The sequence below is a fragment of the Enterobacter sp. JBIWA005 genome, assembly GCF_019968805.1.
Taxonomy (GTDB): domain Bacteria; phylum Pseudomonadota; class Gammaproteobacteria; order Enterobacterales; family Enterobacteriaceae; genus Enterobacter; species Enterobacter vonholyi.
Window position 1 is genome coordinate 118,970 of the sequence record NZ_CP074160.1, and the last position, 15,530, is coordinate 134,499.

A 15,530-nucleotide genomic window follows, 5' to 3' on the forward strand; every position below is an offset into this window, starting at 1 on the left:
GTTTCTTATCAGGAGCGGATGTTCAGTCGAAAGAAAACTCACAGTGCGCAGATGATACCGCTCTCCACGCCCTTTTTACCGACCCAGCGGTGCCCGGTCCGGGTAGCAGGGCATAAAAAAGGTCAGGGTGGGTTCCGTCTATTCACCGGAGATCTCTGTGCCTATGTGCTCCGGGTGGCCCTGTGGAGCAACCAGATCTCGTACCCTTTTGGTTCAGGTCTTTCAGCATCTTTGCCCTGTTGCCGATAACGGCGTTTATTAACAGTTCACATGTGTTAACCCTTCTTACCAGCCTGGCAATCCAGCCGCATGATGGTAAGCGATCAGTCTGTGCCGTCTGGACTGATATCTGACGTATTCGACAAAATATCCACCACTAAAAATAGTGGGTGCCAAAAATGTCAGATTTACAGAAGCGAGCTACACCCGGCAGACCTAAGGGCTGCACTAATTATCCGCCAGTGTTTGAACAACGTCTGATCGAGGCATCATTTGAGCCTGGTGTTTCAATCTCCAGGCTGACGCTGGACAACGGCATTAATGCCAACCTGTTGTTTAAATGGCGCCAGCAATGGCGACAAGGGAAAGTAAAACTACCATCTGAATATGAACCCAGGCCCCCGTTGTTAATCCCCGTGACGCTTGTGAACCGCCCCGGTTTTGTGGGAGAGAGTTTAGTCCGGGAACTCAGGCTGCCAGAGCCTTTTCTCCGATGGAAGCATAATACGCTTTTTCTGCTTCAGCAGGTGGTATGTGGCCGAGTCGCCCAAGGAGCCGACGATTGTTGTACCACTCCACCCATGTCAGCGTCGCCAGCTCAACCTCCGTACGGTTTTTCCAGCTCTGTCGGTGTATCACCTCCGCTTTGTACAGGCCATTGATGCTCTCCGCCATTGCATTGTCGTAGGAGTCCCCCGTGCTGCCCGTTGAGGCCAGCAGTTCCGCCTCCTGTAGCCGCTGCGTGTACGCCAGCGACACATATTGCGATCCCTTATCGCTGTGATGGATTGTGCCTGACGGACGACGGGCCCACAGCGCCTGCTCCAGCGCATCCAGCACGAATGTCGTCTCCATCGAGGATGACACCTGCCAGCCCACGATGACGCCGGCGAACACATCGATGATGAACGCCACGTACGCGAAGCCCTGCCAGGTGCTGGCATACGTAAAATCTGCCACCCAAAGCTGGTTGGGACGGGCAGCGACGAACTGGCGATTGACCCTGTCATGAGCGGCCTGCGTTTTACGACCGACTGTCGTGCGCACTTTTTTACCACGGAGCACACCGGCCAGCCCCATAGCCTTCATCAGCCGCGCGATGGTGCATCTGGCCACGCTGAAGCCTTCCCGCTGCAACTGACGCCAGACCTTGCGAACACCATAGACGCTGTAGTTTTCGTCGTACACGCGCTGTATCTCCACTTTCAGCTGGTCGTCACGTTGCTGCCGCAGGCTACGCTTCTCCGGATGCTGACGCTGCTCCTGGTGCCGGTAATATGTCGACGGGGCGATATCCAGCTCATGGCATACCGGTCCGACCCCGTGGCTCCTGCTGAGGGTATCCAGCAGCGGTATTATTTTTTCCACAGACGGTCGAACTCCGCCTTCGCAAAATAAGCGGAAGCCTGCCGCAGGATATCGTTGCTGCGCCGCAGTTCCCGGACTTCCCGCTCCAGCTCCTTGAGACGTTCGCGCTCAGAGGTGGAAAGTCCACCGTCACCTCCGCCTGCATCCCGCTCATGCTGACGAAGCCAGGTGCGCAGGGTGTCGGTGCTGCAGCCTATTTTAGGGGCAAGAGAATGGATAGCCGCGTGTTCAGAACGGTACTCATCACGCTGGTCCAGCAACATTCTGACTGCCCGTTCACGAAATTCCGGGGAGTAACGGTTTGCTGATTTTGATGCCATGTCGGATCTCCTTTTTCACTGAGAGTTTAGTCTCCCGGAAACCCGGTGCGGTTCAGTTAAGTGATATACCGGCGGATGCGGTGATCGTCAACTTAAGCGAAAAAAGCTGTCCGGAGGTGGCAGGCCGGTCAGGACCACAGGAATAATGTCAAACGCTTGCTGAATTTTTTGATACCAGTCACAGCTTCAATATTCCACAATCACTGATACAAAATAATATCATAATTCGCCTATATTAAACTCCGTTAACACCTTTACCACACTAAATTAATGGGTATTTTTACACGGAATGATGATGACCAGTATATCCGCACAGCTTGCTGCAGAACGTATCATTGACAATATTGAGAGCGCTGACTGTTTTCACAGGGTTGTCGCCGGCGAAAAGCAGACCATACCATTTCGTCAGAAAGAGACGCAGTACGTGTACTGTCTGTGCGCGGGTGAAGCAGAGGTCCGCAGGCTGTCAGACGATACCGTCGTGGCTTACGTCAAAGCCCCCGCCGTCACCGGACTGACCCTCCGGGAGAAGGATACGATCTTTCATTATCTCAGAACCACCAGACCGGCGGAGCTCATGGCAGTAAGGCAGGAACGCGCGCTGCGCCTTATCGAAGAGCAATCACTCTGGCAGGAGGCCTTCACACTTTGTGTGGATGTGGTAAATAAATGCTACATTCGCGATGAAGCATTCGCATCGCGAAACGTCTACGGGATTGTCAGACAGCACCTTGAAATGCTGTGGGAAATGGATGAAGAGCAGCGCAGCAGGTTTTCAGCCTTTGAGTTCATTCTTAGCCGGACGACCGTCTCACGCAGTTCACTGAACAAAATTCTGAAGGAGCTCAGCACCGGCGGATATATTACAATGCGCAGGGGAAGGCTGATGGATAAAAAGTCACTTCCGGCGAATTACTGATGTTCCGGCAATCCCGGGGTTTCTGTTGCATTAAGGGGGGCTGGCAAAATCCCCCTTATTTTCTGAACGAATGGATGCCAGTGACAGGCTACGTAAGCTTCAGCGATGCAGCTCACGCAATAACGGACTATATCGTTGGATATTACAGCGCGCTCAGACCGCATGAATATAACGGTGGGTTACCACCAAACGAATCGGAAAACCGATACTGGAAAAACTCTAAAGCTGTGGCCAGTTTTTGTTGACCACTTCAGATTAATCCATTGAATCCAGAGATTGTGGATGTAGTTCAGTCACTTTTGCCTGTTCCCTTAATCGTTTCTTACTTATTTCACCCAGTCTTCAAGCATTAACCCCGGTACCCGTTCAAACTCTCCCCCGATCCTCGTCACCAGCACCGCGCCGGCGGCGATGGCGTGCCCGGCTATCGCCGTGTCGTTCGGGCCTGGCGGCGTCCCGGCGAGGCGCAGCGCCACCTTTACCTCCGTGGTCGCATCCACCGCGGCGCGATCCCAGGGCAGGATGGCATCGAGGCGGGCGCAGAACGCTTCAGCCAGCTGCTGCGTGACCGGCCCTGCAGCCCGGGCGGCGAATGAAATCTCAGACCAGGTGATGGCCGAGACCACGATACGGTGACCGCGCAGCACCGCCTGCTCCAGGCGCTTCAGCACCGCTTCCGGCTGTTCGCGCATGATGAATGAGCAGATGTTCGTGTCGAGCATATAGGTCTTGTTCACAGGTTAAATCGCCCTTCGTCGCTGACAACGTCCCCGCGCTCCGCCATAAAGTCCGGATCGGCTTTTTCGAACTGCGCGAACGAGCCCCAGGTCGGCCGGACGGGACGCAGAATGATGCTGTCTCCTTCCCGGACAATCACCAGCTCGCTGACGCCCTCAAAATCCAGATCGCGGGGCAGACGGATGGCGCGGTTATTGCCGTTTTTAAAAATGGATACGGTTCTCATGATTCTCTCCCGGGTAAGTACGGATATATGATGCATATCCGGAATGAGGTTGATTGCACCGGGCGTGTGCATATGTTCAGTATATGCAGATGTTGAGCATATGTATAGATGTAACATATACAGATGGTAAGCATATGCGTATGCCTGGCCTATGCAGATGCATGGCATATGGATATGCTTGACCTATCCTTTCCACTCTCTTTTTCACCACAGATCCGAAAATTACCAGTTCCGGATCTTCATTCCTGCCACCGGGGTGCTGTGGCCAGCAAACACAACATGTGCCACTCCGTCAGCTGATATTTCTTCTATATATTGTGTTTTGCCCCCGTTCCGTGACCCGGCGCGCTGCAGCAGAAAACGCCGCTTTGCTTATTTCCCCGCCGTGGTACACTTCCGGAAACTGCGCTATACCGTAAAAATTGGATCCAGCCGGAACGGCCATCCGGTAATTTATCTTCGTGGCTGTATGGCTGCTTATTATAATGTAAGATATTTTTCAGACAGTGAATATAACCGTTGTAAACCAATAGCGATGTAATGGTATGTATCAGTAACGCCTGTAAAAAGCAAACCGGTAAGCTATACTGTTAATCATACCTGAAGTATGCAAGTGAGGGCTTATTATGAAGCAGCGTATAACTGTCACCATAGACAGCGACAGTTACCGGTTACTGAAATCCGCGGACGTCAATATCTCGGGTCTGGTGAATACCGCCATGCAGAACGAAGCCCGACGTCTTCGTGCAGAACGCTGGCAGACTGAAAACCAGGAAGGGATGGCTGAGGTTGCCCGGTTTATCGAAACGAACGGCTCGTTTGCCGACGAAAACAGGGACTGGTGATATGCAGTTCAGGGTTTACACATATAAAAGAGAGAGTCGCTACCGTCTGTTCGTGGATGTGCAGAGTGATATTGTTGATACCCCGGGACGGCGAATGGTGATCCCGCTGGCCAGTGCCCGCCTGCTGTCGGACAAGGTCTCCCGCGAACTCTATCCGGTGGTGCACATCGGGGACGACAGCTACCGGCTGATGACCACTGATATGGCCAGCGTCACCGCAGCCGTTACCGGCGAGGAGGTGGCCGATCTCAGCCACAGGGAGAATGAGATCAAGAACGCGATTAACCTGATGTTCTGGGGGGTATAGAATGCGGCACCATTCAGCAGGACTGACGGAAACGTCTGCCCCGGTCGAACCTGACGGGCGCGATCGTTCAGGAGAGCGAAGACCAGGATGAGCAGCAACCTGCCTGCGCTGCATTTCGCGGCTCAGCCCGTTCATTTACCGGTTGCCATTGACTACCCTGCCGCACTGGCACTGCGCCAGATGGCCCTCGTTCATAACGAACTGCCAAAATACCTGCTGGCACCGGAGGTGAGCGCCCTGCTTCACTACGTGCCCGATTTGCACCGCAAGATGCTGCTGGCAACCCTCTGGAATACGGGGGCGCGTATTAACGAAGCGCTGGCGCTGACGAGAGGAGATTTTTCCCTGGTGCCACCCTGGCCGTTTGTGCAGCTGGCCACACTCAAACAACGTTCCGAAAAAGCCGCCCGAACGGCCGGCCGCACTCCCGCAGGTAGCCAGATTCACCGTCTGGTGCCGCTCTCCGATCCGCAGTATGTCAGCCAGCTGGAGATGATGGTGGCCACGCTGAAAATTCCCCTTGAACGACGCAACAAGCGAAGCGGCAGAACCGGGAAGGCGCGTATCTGGGAGATCACTGACCGGACCGTCCGCACCTGGCTCAGTGAAGCGGTGGAGGCTGCGGCGGCCGACGGGGTGACGTTCTCCGTGCCGGTGACACCGCACACGTTCCGCCATTCCTACGCCATGCACATGCTGTATGCCGGCATTCCGCTGAAGGTGCTGCAGAGTTTAATGGGGCACAAGAGCATCAGTTCGACGGAGGTGTACACGAAGGTGTTTGCGCTCGATGTGGCGGCGCGTCATCGCGTACAGTTCCAGATGCCCGGGGCCGATGCGGTGGCCATACTCAAAGGGAACATATAAGTGGTCATTCTGACCCCGGTCACTCAGGGCTGGTTACCTGGCACGCGGCATGCCGCAACATCAGTCAGTTTTAGTGGTTGAATACGGGTATACCCCAGTGTGACAGGCTGACGCGCCCGCCGGGCTTGTCCAACCCTTCGCCTGTTCAGAAGCAAGTTCTGAACAGACTCACGGTTTCGGAAACAGATCAACAAAAATAAATACGATCACCAGAAATATTTTTTGGACACTTTTTCCGATAGTGCCGCAATGTCCAGAATGAATAGCATTTTTTGTACATTCTATGTGGAGGATTGACGATGGCGGAGTGAGGCACTGAGAGAACTGGACTGAATTTGCAGAATGTCCAACTTAGGCTATATCCCGTGCTGTCAGTCTTGAATCGCCACGGGTTTAACAGACACCTCAGAGTCATTTAAGATGACTTAAAGAGAGGTGCCCATGAGCGGTAAGCGTTATCCCGAAGAGTTTAAAATTGAAGCAGTCAAACAGGTTGTTGATCGCGGTCATTCTGTTTCCAGCGTTGCAATACGTCTCGATATCACCACCCACAGCCTTTACGCCTGGATAAAGAAGTACGGCCCGAACTCATCCACTCATAAAGAACAGTCAGATGCTCAGGTCGAGATCCGCCGTCTCCAGAAAGAGCTGAAGCGGGTTACCGACGAACGGGACATATTAAAAAACTGTCCATGGGTGAAACCCCGTCCTGAGTCTCAGAAACTCCCTGGAAAAGCTGGCAGACTAATTTAGCGAAGGAAGCAGCCGTCGGCCTTTTGGTGGTATGACCCCGTAAAAAAACATGGTTCAGGGACTGTGGCGGATCCGACAGTGGTGACTTTGATCCCGTTCAGGAAGGTGATTTCTCCGTCGTCCCCTCCTTCGTTCATCAAAAATGAGCAAGGAGATTCCCATGAAAAAATCCTCCCGAATGTCTATTGTCCATTCTCATGCTGCGGGCGTTGATATTGGCGCTGAATTTCACGTTGTCGCCGTACCGCCTGACGCTGACGCCGAGCCAGTCAGGACTTTTCAAAGTTTCACCGGCGACCTTCATCGGATGTCTGACTGGCTCAAAACCTGTCACATTACGACCATCGCCATGGAGTCCACCGGCGTTTACTGGTTGCCTGCTTTTGAGATCCTTGAAGCCGCGGGTTTCAATGTGATCCTCGTAAATGCCAGAGACGCAAAAAATGTTCCTGGTCGCAAGACTGATGTCAACGACGCCCAGTGGTTGCAGAAACTGCATTCATTTGGTCTTCTCCGGGCCAGCTTCAGACCTGAACACGACATTTCTGTACTCAGGTCTTATTTGAGGCAACGGGAACGCCTGACTGAATACCGGGCTGCACATATCCAGCATATGCAGAAGGCGTTGATGCAGATGAATGTGCAATTACATCATGCCGTATCGGATATCACTGGCGTTACCGGTCTTTCAATCGTCAGAGCCATTGTCAGTGGTGAGCGCGATCCTTCAATGTTGATCCAGTATCGTGATGTCAGATGTAAGAAGACGCCAGAAGTGCTTCAGCAGGCCCTGACAGGGAACTGGCAGCCTGAGCATCTTTTTGCACTTGAACAGTCGGTTGCATTTTTCGATTTTTACCAGGAAAAGATCCGCGAGTGTGATGATCAAATCGAAACTTCATTATTGCAGCTCAGTATCGGAATTAAAGAGCCTGAGGGAGTATTGCCCTCCGCCAGACATCGTACAAAGCAACCCAATCAACTTTCCTTTGATGTCAGACCGTTACTCTGGAAAATTACTGGGGCAGATCTGACACAGATACATGGGTTTGGACCTTATCTGGCACTAAAATTCGTTGCCGAATGCGGTACTGACATGAATCGCTGGCCGGATGCGAGCCATTTTACCTCGTGGCTATGTTTGTCCCCGGGAAATAAGATCTCCGGTGGAAAAGTGTTGTCCTCGAAAACGAGACGTTCATCCAGTCGAATTGCTGCTGCACTCAGGCTGGCAGCCACAACAATTGGCCGGAGCGATACCGCGTTGGGCGCTTTTTATCGTCGATTATCATCCAGTATAGGGAAAGCGAAAGCAGTCACTGCAACGGCAAGAAAACTGGCAATACTGTTCTACAATGCCCTGAAATATGGTCAGAAATATGTCGATCCTGGCGCGGATTATTATGAAGAACGCTACCGTAGTCGCGTACTCGATGGACTTAAACGAAGAGCAAAATCACTGGGTTACTCTCTCCAGCAAGACCCTGAATTATGCGTGTGAATCGGGAGTTTCTCAGGACGGCCCGAACTCATCCACTCATAAAGAACAGTCAGATGCTCAGGTCGAGATCCGCCGTCTCCAGAAAGAGCTGAAGCGGGTTACCGACGAACGGGACATATTAAAAAACTGTCCATGGGTGAAACCCCGTCCTGAGTCTCAGAAACTCCCTGGAAAAGCTGGCAGACTAATTTAGCGAAGGAAGCAGCCGTCGGCCTTTTGGTGGTATGACCCCGTAAAAAAACATGGTTCAGGGACTGTGGCGGATCCGACAGTGGTGACTTTGATCCCGTTCAGGAAGGTGATTTCTCCGTCGTCCCCTCCTTCGTTCATCAAAAATGAGCAAGGAGATTCCCATGAAAAAATCCTCCCGAATGTCTATTGTCCATTCTCATGCTGCGGGCGTTGATATTGGCGCTGAATTTCACGTTGTCGCCGTACCGCCTGACGCTGACGCCGAGCCAGTCAGGACTTTTCAAAGTTTCACCGTAAGCGTACAGCGTGAACCGTCTGGTCATAATCTGAAGCATCCGACAAAGTGGTGTCCACCAAATAAGTAGTGGGAACCAAAGTGTCAGATATGCAGAAAAATATGACTCCCGGCAGGCGTAAAGGCTGCCCTAATTATTCTCCTGAGTTTAAACAGCAGCTCGTTGCTGCCTCCTGCGAACCCGGGATATCCATCTCAAAGCTGGCGCTTCAAAATGGCATTAACGCCAATCTGTTGTTCAAATGGCGTCAACAATGGCGTGAGGGAAAGCTGCTATTACCTTCTTCAGAGAGTCCTCAGCTACTTCCTGTGACTCTCGATGCAGCTGCCGTACAGTCAGAGCCACTCGCAGAGGACCCGGAAACCCTCAGTATCAGCTGTGAGGTAACGTTCCGGCACGGAACGCTCCGCCTCAACGGTACTGTCAGCGAAAAGCTCCTGACCGTGCTGATACAGGAGCTCAAACGGTGATCCCGTTACCAACAGGCACCAAAATCTGGCTGGTTGCCGGTATCACCGACATGCGTAACGGCTTCAATGGCCTCGCCGCAAAGGTGCAGATGACGCTGAAAGACGATCCGATGTCCGGGCATGTCTTCATCTTCCGGGGCCGAAGCGGCAGTCAGATCAAACTGCTGTGGTCTACCGGTGACGGGCTGTGCCTGCTGACCAAACGGCTGGAGCGCGGGCGCTTCGCCTGGCCGTCAGCTCGCGATGGCAAAGTGTTCCTGACACCGGCGCAGCTGGCAATGCTGATGGAAGGTATCGACTGGAGACAGCCAAAGCGGCTGCTGACATCCCTGACCATGCTGTAGGCCTCTTTATCCTGGTTGTCGCAGAATAAGCCTGGTAAAATACGGGCCTATGAATGACACCTCTTCTGACGATATCCTTCTGCTAAAACAGCGCCTGGCCGAACAGGAAGCGTTGATCCACGCCCTTCAGGAAAAGCTGAGCAACCGGGAGCGTGAAATAGACCATCTGCAGGCGCAGCTGGATAAACTCCGCCGAATGAACTTCGGCAGTCGTTCCGAAAAGGTATCCCGCCGTATCGCACAGATGGAAGCTGACTTGAACCGGCTTCAGAAAGAAAGCGATACGCTGACGGGGCGGGTGGATGATCCGGCCGTGCAGCGCCCGCTGCGTCAGACCCGCACCCGCAGACCGTTCCCCGAATCACTTCCCCGCGATGAAAAACGGCTATTACCCGCAGAACCCTGCTGCCCGGAGTGTGGTGGCTTGCTGAGTTATCTGGGTGAGGATGCCGCCGAACAGCTGGAGATGATGCGCAGTGCCTTCCGGGTTATCCGGACTGTACGCGAAAAACACGCCTGTACTCAGTGCGATGCCATTGTGCAGGCCCCCGCGCCTTCGCGGCCCATCGAACGGGGTATAGCAGGACCGGGGTTGCTGGCCCGCGTACTAACCTCTAAGTATGCAGAGCACACCCCGCTGTATCGCCAGTCTGAAATATACGGCCGCCAGGGTGTGGAGCTGAGTCGCTCACTGCTGTCGGGCTGGGTGGATGCATGTTGCCGGCTGCTGTCACCGCTGGAAGAGGCACTTCGGAACTATGTGCTGACTGACGGCAAGCTCCACGCCGATGACACGCCCGTCCCGGTGCTGTTGCCGGGCAATAAGAAGACGAAGACCGGGCGGTTGTGGACGTATGTTCGTGATGACCGCAATGCCGGGTCAGAGCTGGCACCTGCCGCGTGGTTCGCTTACAGCCCGGACAGAAAAGGCATCCATCCGCAGACCCATCTTGCCGGCTTCAGCGGTGTGTTGCAGGCAGATGCGTACGCCGGGTTCAACGAGCTGTACCGCAATGGCCGGATAACGGAAGCCGCCTGCTGGGCTCATGCCCGCCGAAAGATCCACGATGTGCACATCCGCACCCCGTCAGCCCTGACGGAAGAAGCCCTGAGGCAGATCGGTCAGTTGTACGCCATAGAGGCGGATATAAGGGGAATGCCGTCAGAGCAGCGGCTTGCTGAACGTCAGCGAAAAACGAAACCGCTGTTGAGATCCCTGGAAAGCTGGTTGCGTGAAAAGATGAAGACTCTGTCGCGACACTCAGAACTGACAAAAGCGTTCGCGTACGCACTTAACCAGTGGCCGGCACTGACGTACTATGCGGACGATGGCTGGGCCGAAGCAGACAACAACATCGCTGAAAATGCCCTGCGGACGGTCAGTCTGGGTCGTAAAAACTTCCTGTTCTTCGGCTCTGACCATGGTGGTGAGCGGGGAGCGCTGCTGTACAGCCTGATCGGAACGTGCAAACTGAACGGCGTGGAGCCAGAAAGCTACCTCCGTTATGTCCTTGACGTCATTGCTGACTGGCCGATAAACCGGGTCAGCGAACTACTCCCCTGGCGCGTCGCACTGCCAACTGAATAACACATCCCCGTCAATACGGTTCTCGCTGGACGCTTACGTTTCACCGGCGACCTTCATCGGATGTCTGACTGGCTCAAAACCTGTCACATTACGACCATCGCCATGGAGTCCACCGGCGTTTACTGGTTGCCTGCTTTTGAGATCCTTGAAGCCGCGGGTTTCAATGTGATCCTCGTAAATGCCAGAGACGCAAAAAATGTTCCTGGTCGCAAGACTGATGTCAACGACGCCCAGTGGTTGCAGAAACTGCATTCATTTGGTCTTCTCCGGGCCAGCTTCAGACCTGAACACGACATTTCTGTACTCAGGTCTTATTTGAGGCAACGGGAACGCCTGACTGAATACCGGGCTGCACATATCCAGCATATGCAGAAGGCGTTGATGCAGATGAATGTGCAATTACATCATGCCGTATCGGATATCACTGGCGTTACCGGTCTTTCAATCGTCAGAGCCATTGTCAGTGGTGAGCGCGATCCTTCAATGTTGATCCAGTATCGTGATGTCAGATGTAAGAAGACGCCAGAAGTGCTTCAGCAGGCCCTGACAGGGAACTGGCAGCCTGAGCATCTTTTTGCACTTGAACAGTCGGTTGCATTTTTCGATTTTTACCAGGAAAAGATCCGCGAGTGTGATGATCAAATCGAAACTTCATTATTGCAGCTCAGTATCGGAATTAAAGAGCCTGAGGGAGTATTGCCCTCCGCCAGACATCGTACAAAGCAACCCAATCAACTTTCCTTTGATGTCAGACCGTTACTCTGGAAAATTACTGGGGCAGATCTGACACAGATACATGGGTTTGGACCTTATCTGGCACTAAAATTCGTTGCCGAATGCGGTACTGACATGAATCGCTGGCCGGATGCGAGCCATTTTACCTCGTGGCTATGTTTGTCCCCGGGAAATAAGATCTCCGGTGGAAAAGTGTTGTCCTCGAAAACGAGACGTTCATCCAGTCGAATTGCTGCTGCACTCAGGCTGGCAGCCACAACAATTGGCCGGAGCGATACCGCGTTGGGCGCTTTTTATCGTCGATTATCATCCAGTATAGGGAAAGCGAAAGCAGTCACTGCAACGGCAAGAAAACTGGCAATACTGTTCTACAATGCCCTGAAATATGGTCAGAAATATGTCGATCCTGGCGCGGATTATTATGAAGAACGCTACCGTAGTCGCGTACTCGATGGACTTAAACGAAGAGCAAAATCACTGGGTTACTCTCTCCAGCAAGACCCTGAATTATGCGTGTGAATCGGGAGTTTCTCAGGAAGCCGCGGCGTACTTCGCAAAGCTGTCCGACTGAGGTACGCCTTTATCCGTGACAACGCCCGTTGCTGGCCTGTTCGCCTGCTCTGTCGGGTGCTGGATGTTCATCCCAGTGGCTTTTACGCCTGGCTTCAGCAGCCGCATTCACAGCGCCATCAGACAGACCAGATGCTGACAGGACAGATTAAACAGTTCTGGCTGGAGTCGGGATGCGTCTATGGTTATCGCAAGATCCATCTGGATCTGCGGGACAGCGGGCAACAGTGCGGAGTGAACAGAGTCTGGCGACTGATGAAATGTGTCGGGATAAAGGCTCAGGTCGGATACCGGAGCCCGCGGGCACGTAAAGGCGAGGCCAGTATCGTGTCGCCTAACAGGCTCCAGCGACAGTTCAATCCGGATGCTCCGGATGAGCGTTGGGTAACGGACATAACCTACATCAGGACCCACGAAGGCTGGCTGTATCTTGCCGTGGTTGTTGATCTGTTCTCACGCAAAATTATCGGCTGGTCCATGCAATCCCGGATGACAAAGGACATTGTCCTGAACGCACTGCTGATGGCTGTATGGCGGCGTAATCCCCAAAAACAGGTGCTGGTTCATTCGGATCAGGGCAGTCAGTACACAAGCCATGAGTGGCAGTCGTTCCTGAAATCACACGACCTGGAGGGCAGCATGAGCCGTCGCGGTAACTGCCATGATAATGCGGTTGCAGAAAGCTTTTTCCAGTTGTTGAAACGCGAACGGATAAAGAAAAAGATCTACGGAACGCGGGAAGAAGCCCGCAGCGATATTTTTGATTACATCGAAATGTTTTATAACAGTAAGCGTCGGCATGGTTCTAGCGATCAGATGTCACCGACAGAATATGAAAACCAGTATTATCAACGGCTCGGAAGTGTCTAGATTATCCGTGGCGATTCAAGAGCCAGATAAATCCGGCTGCGATGGTGCCGCCAGCAAGACCACCAATTAAAGCTTCAGAGATTGTTGAGTATTCCATAAGTCAACTTTCCTATTTGTTATCAACAGCAAAGACCATTCTACCAGGATAGATCACGCACTGCCATTAAGCTGGACAGAATAACCAGAACGTCCAGGCTGGCAACGGCATTACACCAGGCGGCAGTGATCCGGACGGCGAACTGTGCGGTGATGGTGTCCGGAGCGCGGGAAATCCTGTTAAAAAAGTAAACTATTAATTCTACGCAAACCAACACTCATACCAGTTTATATGATACATTGACTTTAATTTAAAAGAGAAAAACATTGTGTTAAAAAGGAAATTCAAATGTTAAAGAAATCATTAAGATTATCTTTTATTATTCTTTTATTGAGTCTATTAGTAGCATGTTCTGGCATTACGAATAAAGAACTGGATTACAATGAAGCCAAATCAATGAGTGGCTATGGATACATCATTATGGATTTCAGTCAAACAACCGAGATGGAATATGGTCAGGGATTCATACCTGATCAAACTGATTACAGGATTAGTTACACCAATCAACATGATTTTCTTTCTGTCGAAGTGAAAAATGCAAATTTTAAAGGCCGTGTATTAAAGGCTTACATTCCGTATATGCAAGGTTATACACTCTATAATGTTACGAGAAGTTATTGGTATCCCTATCACCGATGTGAAAAATGTCAAACTGAACCGCAGTTGGAGTTTTTAAGTATAAATATAATAAATTCTGTAAATGAAGCCTGGTGTGCTGAGACAACTTATAAAAATATTCAGAAATATAACTCCATGAACGGCTGTCCAAAGATGATTGGTATAGAAGAAGCCAGAAAAGCCAAAGGAAATGTCTTTATCACCCCTCACTTCCACTCTGATTTTCAAGGGATGTTTACTCCATACCTTAAACCAGGGCATCAGTCAGCAGGTTCTTGATTCTAATCTCGTATACCTAGACAGAAATCGCTGTGGGGATTTATAATGACAGCCATGATCATCACAGGAAGATACGAGATAGCAGATGGTGACTGAGTGGGTTGATGTGGCTGATAATGCCGTTAAAATTGGACTTGGGTCGATGCTAACAATATTAGGCGGGTATTTGACGCTAAAATTATCTCAACGGCACGAGTTAAGGAAAGAAGCCTTAATTCAGCGGCGTAAAGATTTTGATGCGAAAGCTGGGCGTTACATTGAATTTTTATCAAGCTCACGAATGATGTTGCAGAAATATATGGTTTTTCCATTCAGACCTGATGGAGAAGATTATATTGAATATACAAAGCTGCATGAAACGGTATCCCTAATGTCCACTAACCAAATTATGAGAAAACTGGCCTTTGATACTTACATTGCTGTATCTCAAGCCTGCTTAATGGCAACAGCAAATCGCGATGAAAAAGCACCTGTTAGGTTGGCGGCTGAAGATGCTGTGAGTCAGTTTCAGGCTAATGCCAATGATGAGCTACGACGAGAGAAGGCTGCAATCGAGAGAATAAACAAAAAGTCCTCATTCCTGAAGTTATGGCAACGGTAATCATAACTTCTGGACAGAATAACCTGAACGTCCAGTGTGGCGCGGGAGTTACGTAACCGGGACAGTCTGCCAGCAGTTCTGCGACTGGCTGCGCATCCGGAGAGGAAATTACGCCAGCATTTTTGAGTTTGGCCGCGCAGCTGGAGCACACCATTTGCCAGCACAATATGGGCGTAAAAAAACCGACTGGTGAGGTCGGTTTTTTTACTTCGGCCTGAGCAGGAACCCTGACCGGTTGAGAACATCATCATCTAACGCTTCAATAATATTACCTTTGGGGTAATTTCTCAAGTATGGGGTAGAAGTCAAAGATACACGCTGTATAATCATCGGGTTAGCACTGTGATATTTTTGCTCCGGAATCGCGCATGAACGATTTTAAAGTCCTGATCAGTAGTACAGGTGGTGCTGTTAACTGGTGCTCTGGCCGGAGTGAGAACATCATCATCTAACAATGAGATATGCTTCGCGACAGGCAATGTAAGAGTAAGCGGAGTCTCTCTCGCTCCATTTTATGGAGAAACGGATGATTAACCTGTTAATCATCGTTCTGCGGGCTGTAGTCGCGTGTGCGAATGCGCTGATTGCAGTTCTCGAACTGATCCGCGAGCTTATCGACTGATAAGACCGGAAACGTAACTAAGGGCGAAGGGTTAACCACTCTTCGCCCTTTAATATTTATGGACAGAATAACCTGAACGTCCAGTCTGGCGATTATTCCTGCTCTGGCATGGCATCAATGAATGCCCGCTCTGTGCAAGAGATGGGCGCCCCCCACCCATACCCCAATGTGACAGGCTGACGCGC

Annotated in this window: 14 protein-coding genes, 6 pseudogenes and 1 other annotated feature; of the genes and pseudogenes, 17 read left to right on the forward strand and 3 right to left on the reverse strand. The window is 51.6% G+C overall.

Annotated features, from left to right (window positions below; all coding sequences use genetic code 11):
* Positions 1–398: 398 nt before the first annotated feature.
* Positions 399–545 (forward strand): annotated as a pseudogene (locus KGP22_RS22940) (transposase); the annotation flags it as partial.
* Positions 546–687: 142 nt separating this feature from the next.
* Here KGP22_RS22940 and KGP22_RS22945 read toward each other — a convergent pair.
* Positions 688–1,907, reverse strand: a protein-coding gene (locus tag KGP22_RS22945; protein ID WP_223582561.1) for an IS3 family transposase whose coding sequence is annotated in 2 segments (ribosomal slippage) — positions 688–1,613 and positions 1,613–1,907 — 1,221 coding nt in all. Because the reading frame shifts where the segments join, the coding sequence is not laid out codon by codon here.
* Positions 1,504–1,620: a sequence feature (AL1L pseudoknot), on the reverse strand. Its footprint overlaps the gene before it by 117 nt.
* A 295-nt stretch (positions 1,908–2,202) precedes the next feature.
* Here KGP22_RS22945 and KGP22_RS22950 point away from each other — a divergent pair.
* Together KGP22_RS22950 and KGP22_RS22955 are read left to right on the forward strand one after the other, a co-directional pair.
* Positions 2,203–2,826, forward strand: a complete 624-nt coding sequence (locus KGP22_RS22950) for a helix-turn-helix domain-containing protein (RefSeq protein ID WP_223540699.1) — start codon at positions 2,203–2,205, stop codon at positions 2,824–2,826.
* Positions 2,827–2,891: 65 nt separating this feature from the next.
* Positions 2,892–3,071: pseudogene (locus tag KGP22_RS22955) on the forward strand (IS110 family transposase); the annotation flags it as partial.
* Between the two features lie 81 nt (positions 3,072–3,152).
* Here KGP22_RS22955 and KGP22_RS22960 read toward each other — a convergent pair.
* Both KGP22_RS22960 and vapB read right to left on the reverse strand, forming a co-directional pair.
* Entirely contained in the window at positions 3,153–3,563 is a 411-nt protein-coding gene (locus tag KGP22_RS22960; RefSeq protein ID WP_123061016.1) for a PIN domain-containing protein, read from the reverse strand.
* Positions 3,560–3,790 carry a type II toxin-antitoxin system VapB family antitoxin gene (vapB, locus tag KGP22_RS22965; RefSeq protein WP_123061017.1) on the reverse strand — a complete coding sequence of 77 codons (231 nt, stop codon included), beginning with the start codon at positions 3,788–3,790 and terminating at the stop codon, positions 3,560–3,562. Before vapB ends, KGP22_RS22960 begins: the two co-directional genes overlap by 4 nt.
* A 626-nt stretch (positions 3,791–4,416) precedes the next feature.
* Between vapB and ccdA the strand changes: the two genes are divergently transcribed.
* The 14 genes and pseudogenes from ccdA to dqlB all read left to right on the forward strand — a co-directional run bounded on the left by ccdA (position 4,417) and on the right by dqlB (position 15,345).
* On the forward strand, positions 4,417–4,635 hold the full coding sequence (gene ccdA / locus KGP22_RS22970; protein WP_123061018.1) for a type II toxin-antitoxin system antitoxin CcdA: 219 nt from the start codon (positions 4,417–4,419) through the stop codon (positions 4,633–4,635).
* Position 4,636: 1 nt separating this feature from the next.
* A complete protein-coding gene (ccdB, locus tag KGP22_RS22975) occupies positions 4,637–4,942 on the forward strand; it encodes a type II toxin-antitoxin system toxin CcdB (protein WP_123061019.1) in 306 nt (101 codons plus the stop codon).
* An 87-nt stretch (positions 4,943–5,029) separates the two neighbouring features.
* On the forward strand, positions 5,030–5,809 hold the full coding sequence (locus KGP22_RS22980) for a site-specific integrase (RefSeq protein WP_123061020.1): 780 nt from the start codon (positions 5,030–5,032) through the stop codon (positions 5,807–5,809).
* Between the two features lie 441 nt (positions 5,810–6,250).
* Positions 6,251–6,493 (forward strand): annotated as a pseudogene (locus KGP22_RS22985) (transposase); the annotation flags it as partial.
* 229 nt (positions 6,494–6,722) lie between these two features.
* Positions 6,723–8,063 carry an IS110 family transposase gene (locus KGP22_RS22990; protein ID WP_223582563.1) on the forward strand — a complete coding sequence of 447 codons (1,341 nt, stop codon included), beginning with the start codon at positions 6,723–6,725 and terminating at the stop codon, positions 8,061–8,063.
* Positions 8,053–8,187: pseudogene (locus tag KGP22_RS22995) on the forward strand (IS3 family transposase); the annotation flags it as partial. The gene KGP22_RS22990 and the pseudogene KGP22_RS22995, both read left to right, overlap by 11 nt.
* A 453-nt stretch (positions 8,188–8,640) precedes the next feature.
* The gene (locus KGP22_RS23000; RefSeq protein ID WP_073001090.1) at positions 8,641–9,021 is read left to right on the forward strand and encodes a transposase; all 381 of its coding nucleotides are present in this window, start codon (positions 8,641–8,643) and stop codon (positions 9,019–9,021) included.
* The gene (tnpB, locus tag KGP22_RS23005) at positions 9,018–9,365 is read left to right on the forward strand and encodes an IS66 family insertion sequence element accessory protein TnpB (RefSeq protein WP_073001021.1); all 348 of its coding nucleotides are present in this window, start codon (positions 9,018–9,020) and stop codon (positions 9,363–9,365) included. Before KGP22_RS23000 ends, tnpB begins: the two co-directional genes overlap by 4 nt.
* Before the next feature lie 49 nt (positions 9,366–9,414).
* Positions 9,415–10,953: an IS66 family transposase gene (locus KGP22_RS23010; protein ID WP_223579781.1), complete on the forward strand. Its 1,539-nt coding sequence runs from the start codon at positions 9,415–9,417 to the stop codon at positions 10,951–10,953.
* 39 nt (positions 10,954–10,992) lie between these two features.
* Positions 10,993–12,207, forward strand: a pseudogene (locus KGP22_RS23015) (IS110 family transposase); the annotation flags it as partial.
* 21 nt (positions 12,208–12,228) lie between these two features.
* Positions 12,229–13,128, forward strand: a pseudogene (locus tag KGP22_RS23020) (IS3 family transposase); the annotation flags it as partial.
* A gap of 385 nt (positions 13,129–13,513) precedes the next feature.
* Positions 13,514–14,122, forward strand: coding sequence for a hypothetical protein (locus tag KGP22_RS23025; RefSeq protein WP_223582565.1), 609 nt, complete (start codon positions 13,514–13,516; stop codon positions 14,120–14,122).
* Positions 14,123–14,207: 85 nt separating this feature from the next.
* On the forward strand, positions 14,208–14,723 hold the full coding sequence (locus KGP22_RS23030) for a hypothetical protein (RefSeq protein ID WP_223582567.1): 516 nt from the start codon (positions 14,208–14,210) through the stop codon (positions 14,721–14,723).
* A 526-nt stretch (positions 14,724–15,249) separates the two neighbouring features.
* A complete protein-coding gene (dqlB, locus tag KGP22_RS24250; RefSeq protein WP_282440866.1) occupies positions 15,250–15,345 on the forward strand; it encodes a DinQ-like type I toxin DqlB in 96 nt (31 codons plus the stop codon).
* The last annotated feature ends 185 nt before the right edge of the window (positions 15,346–15,530 follow it).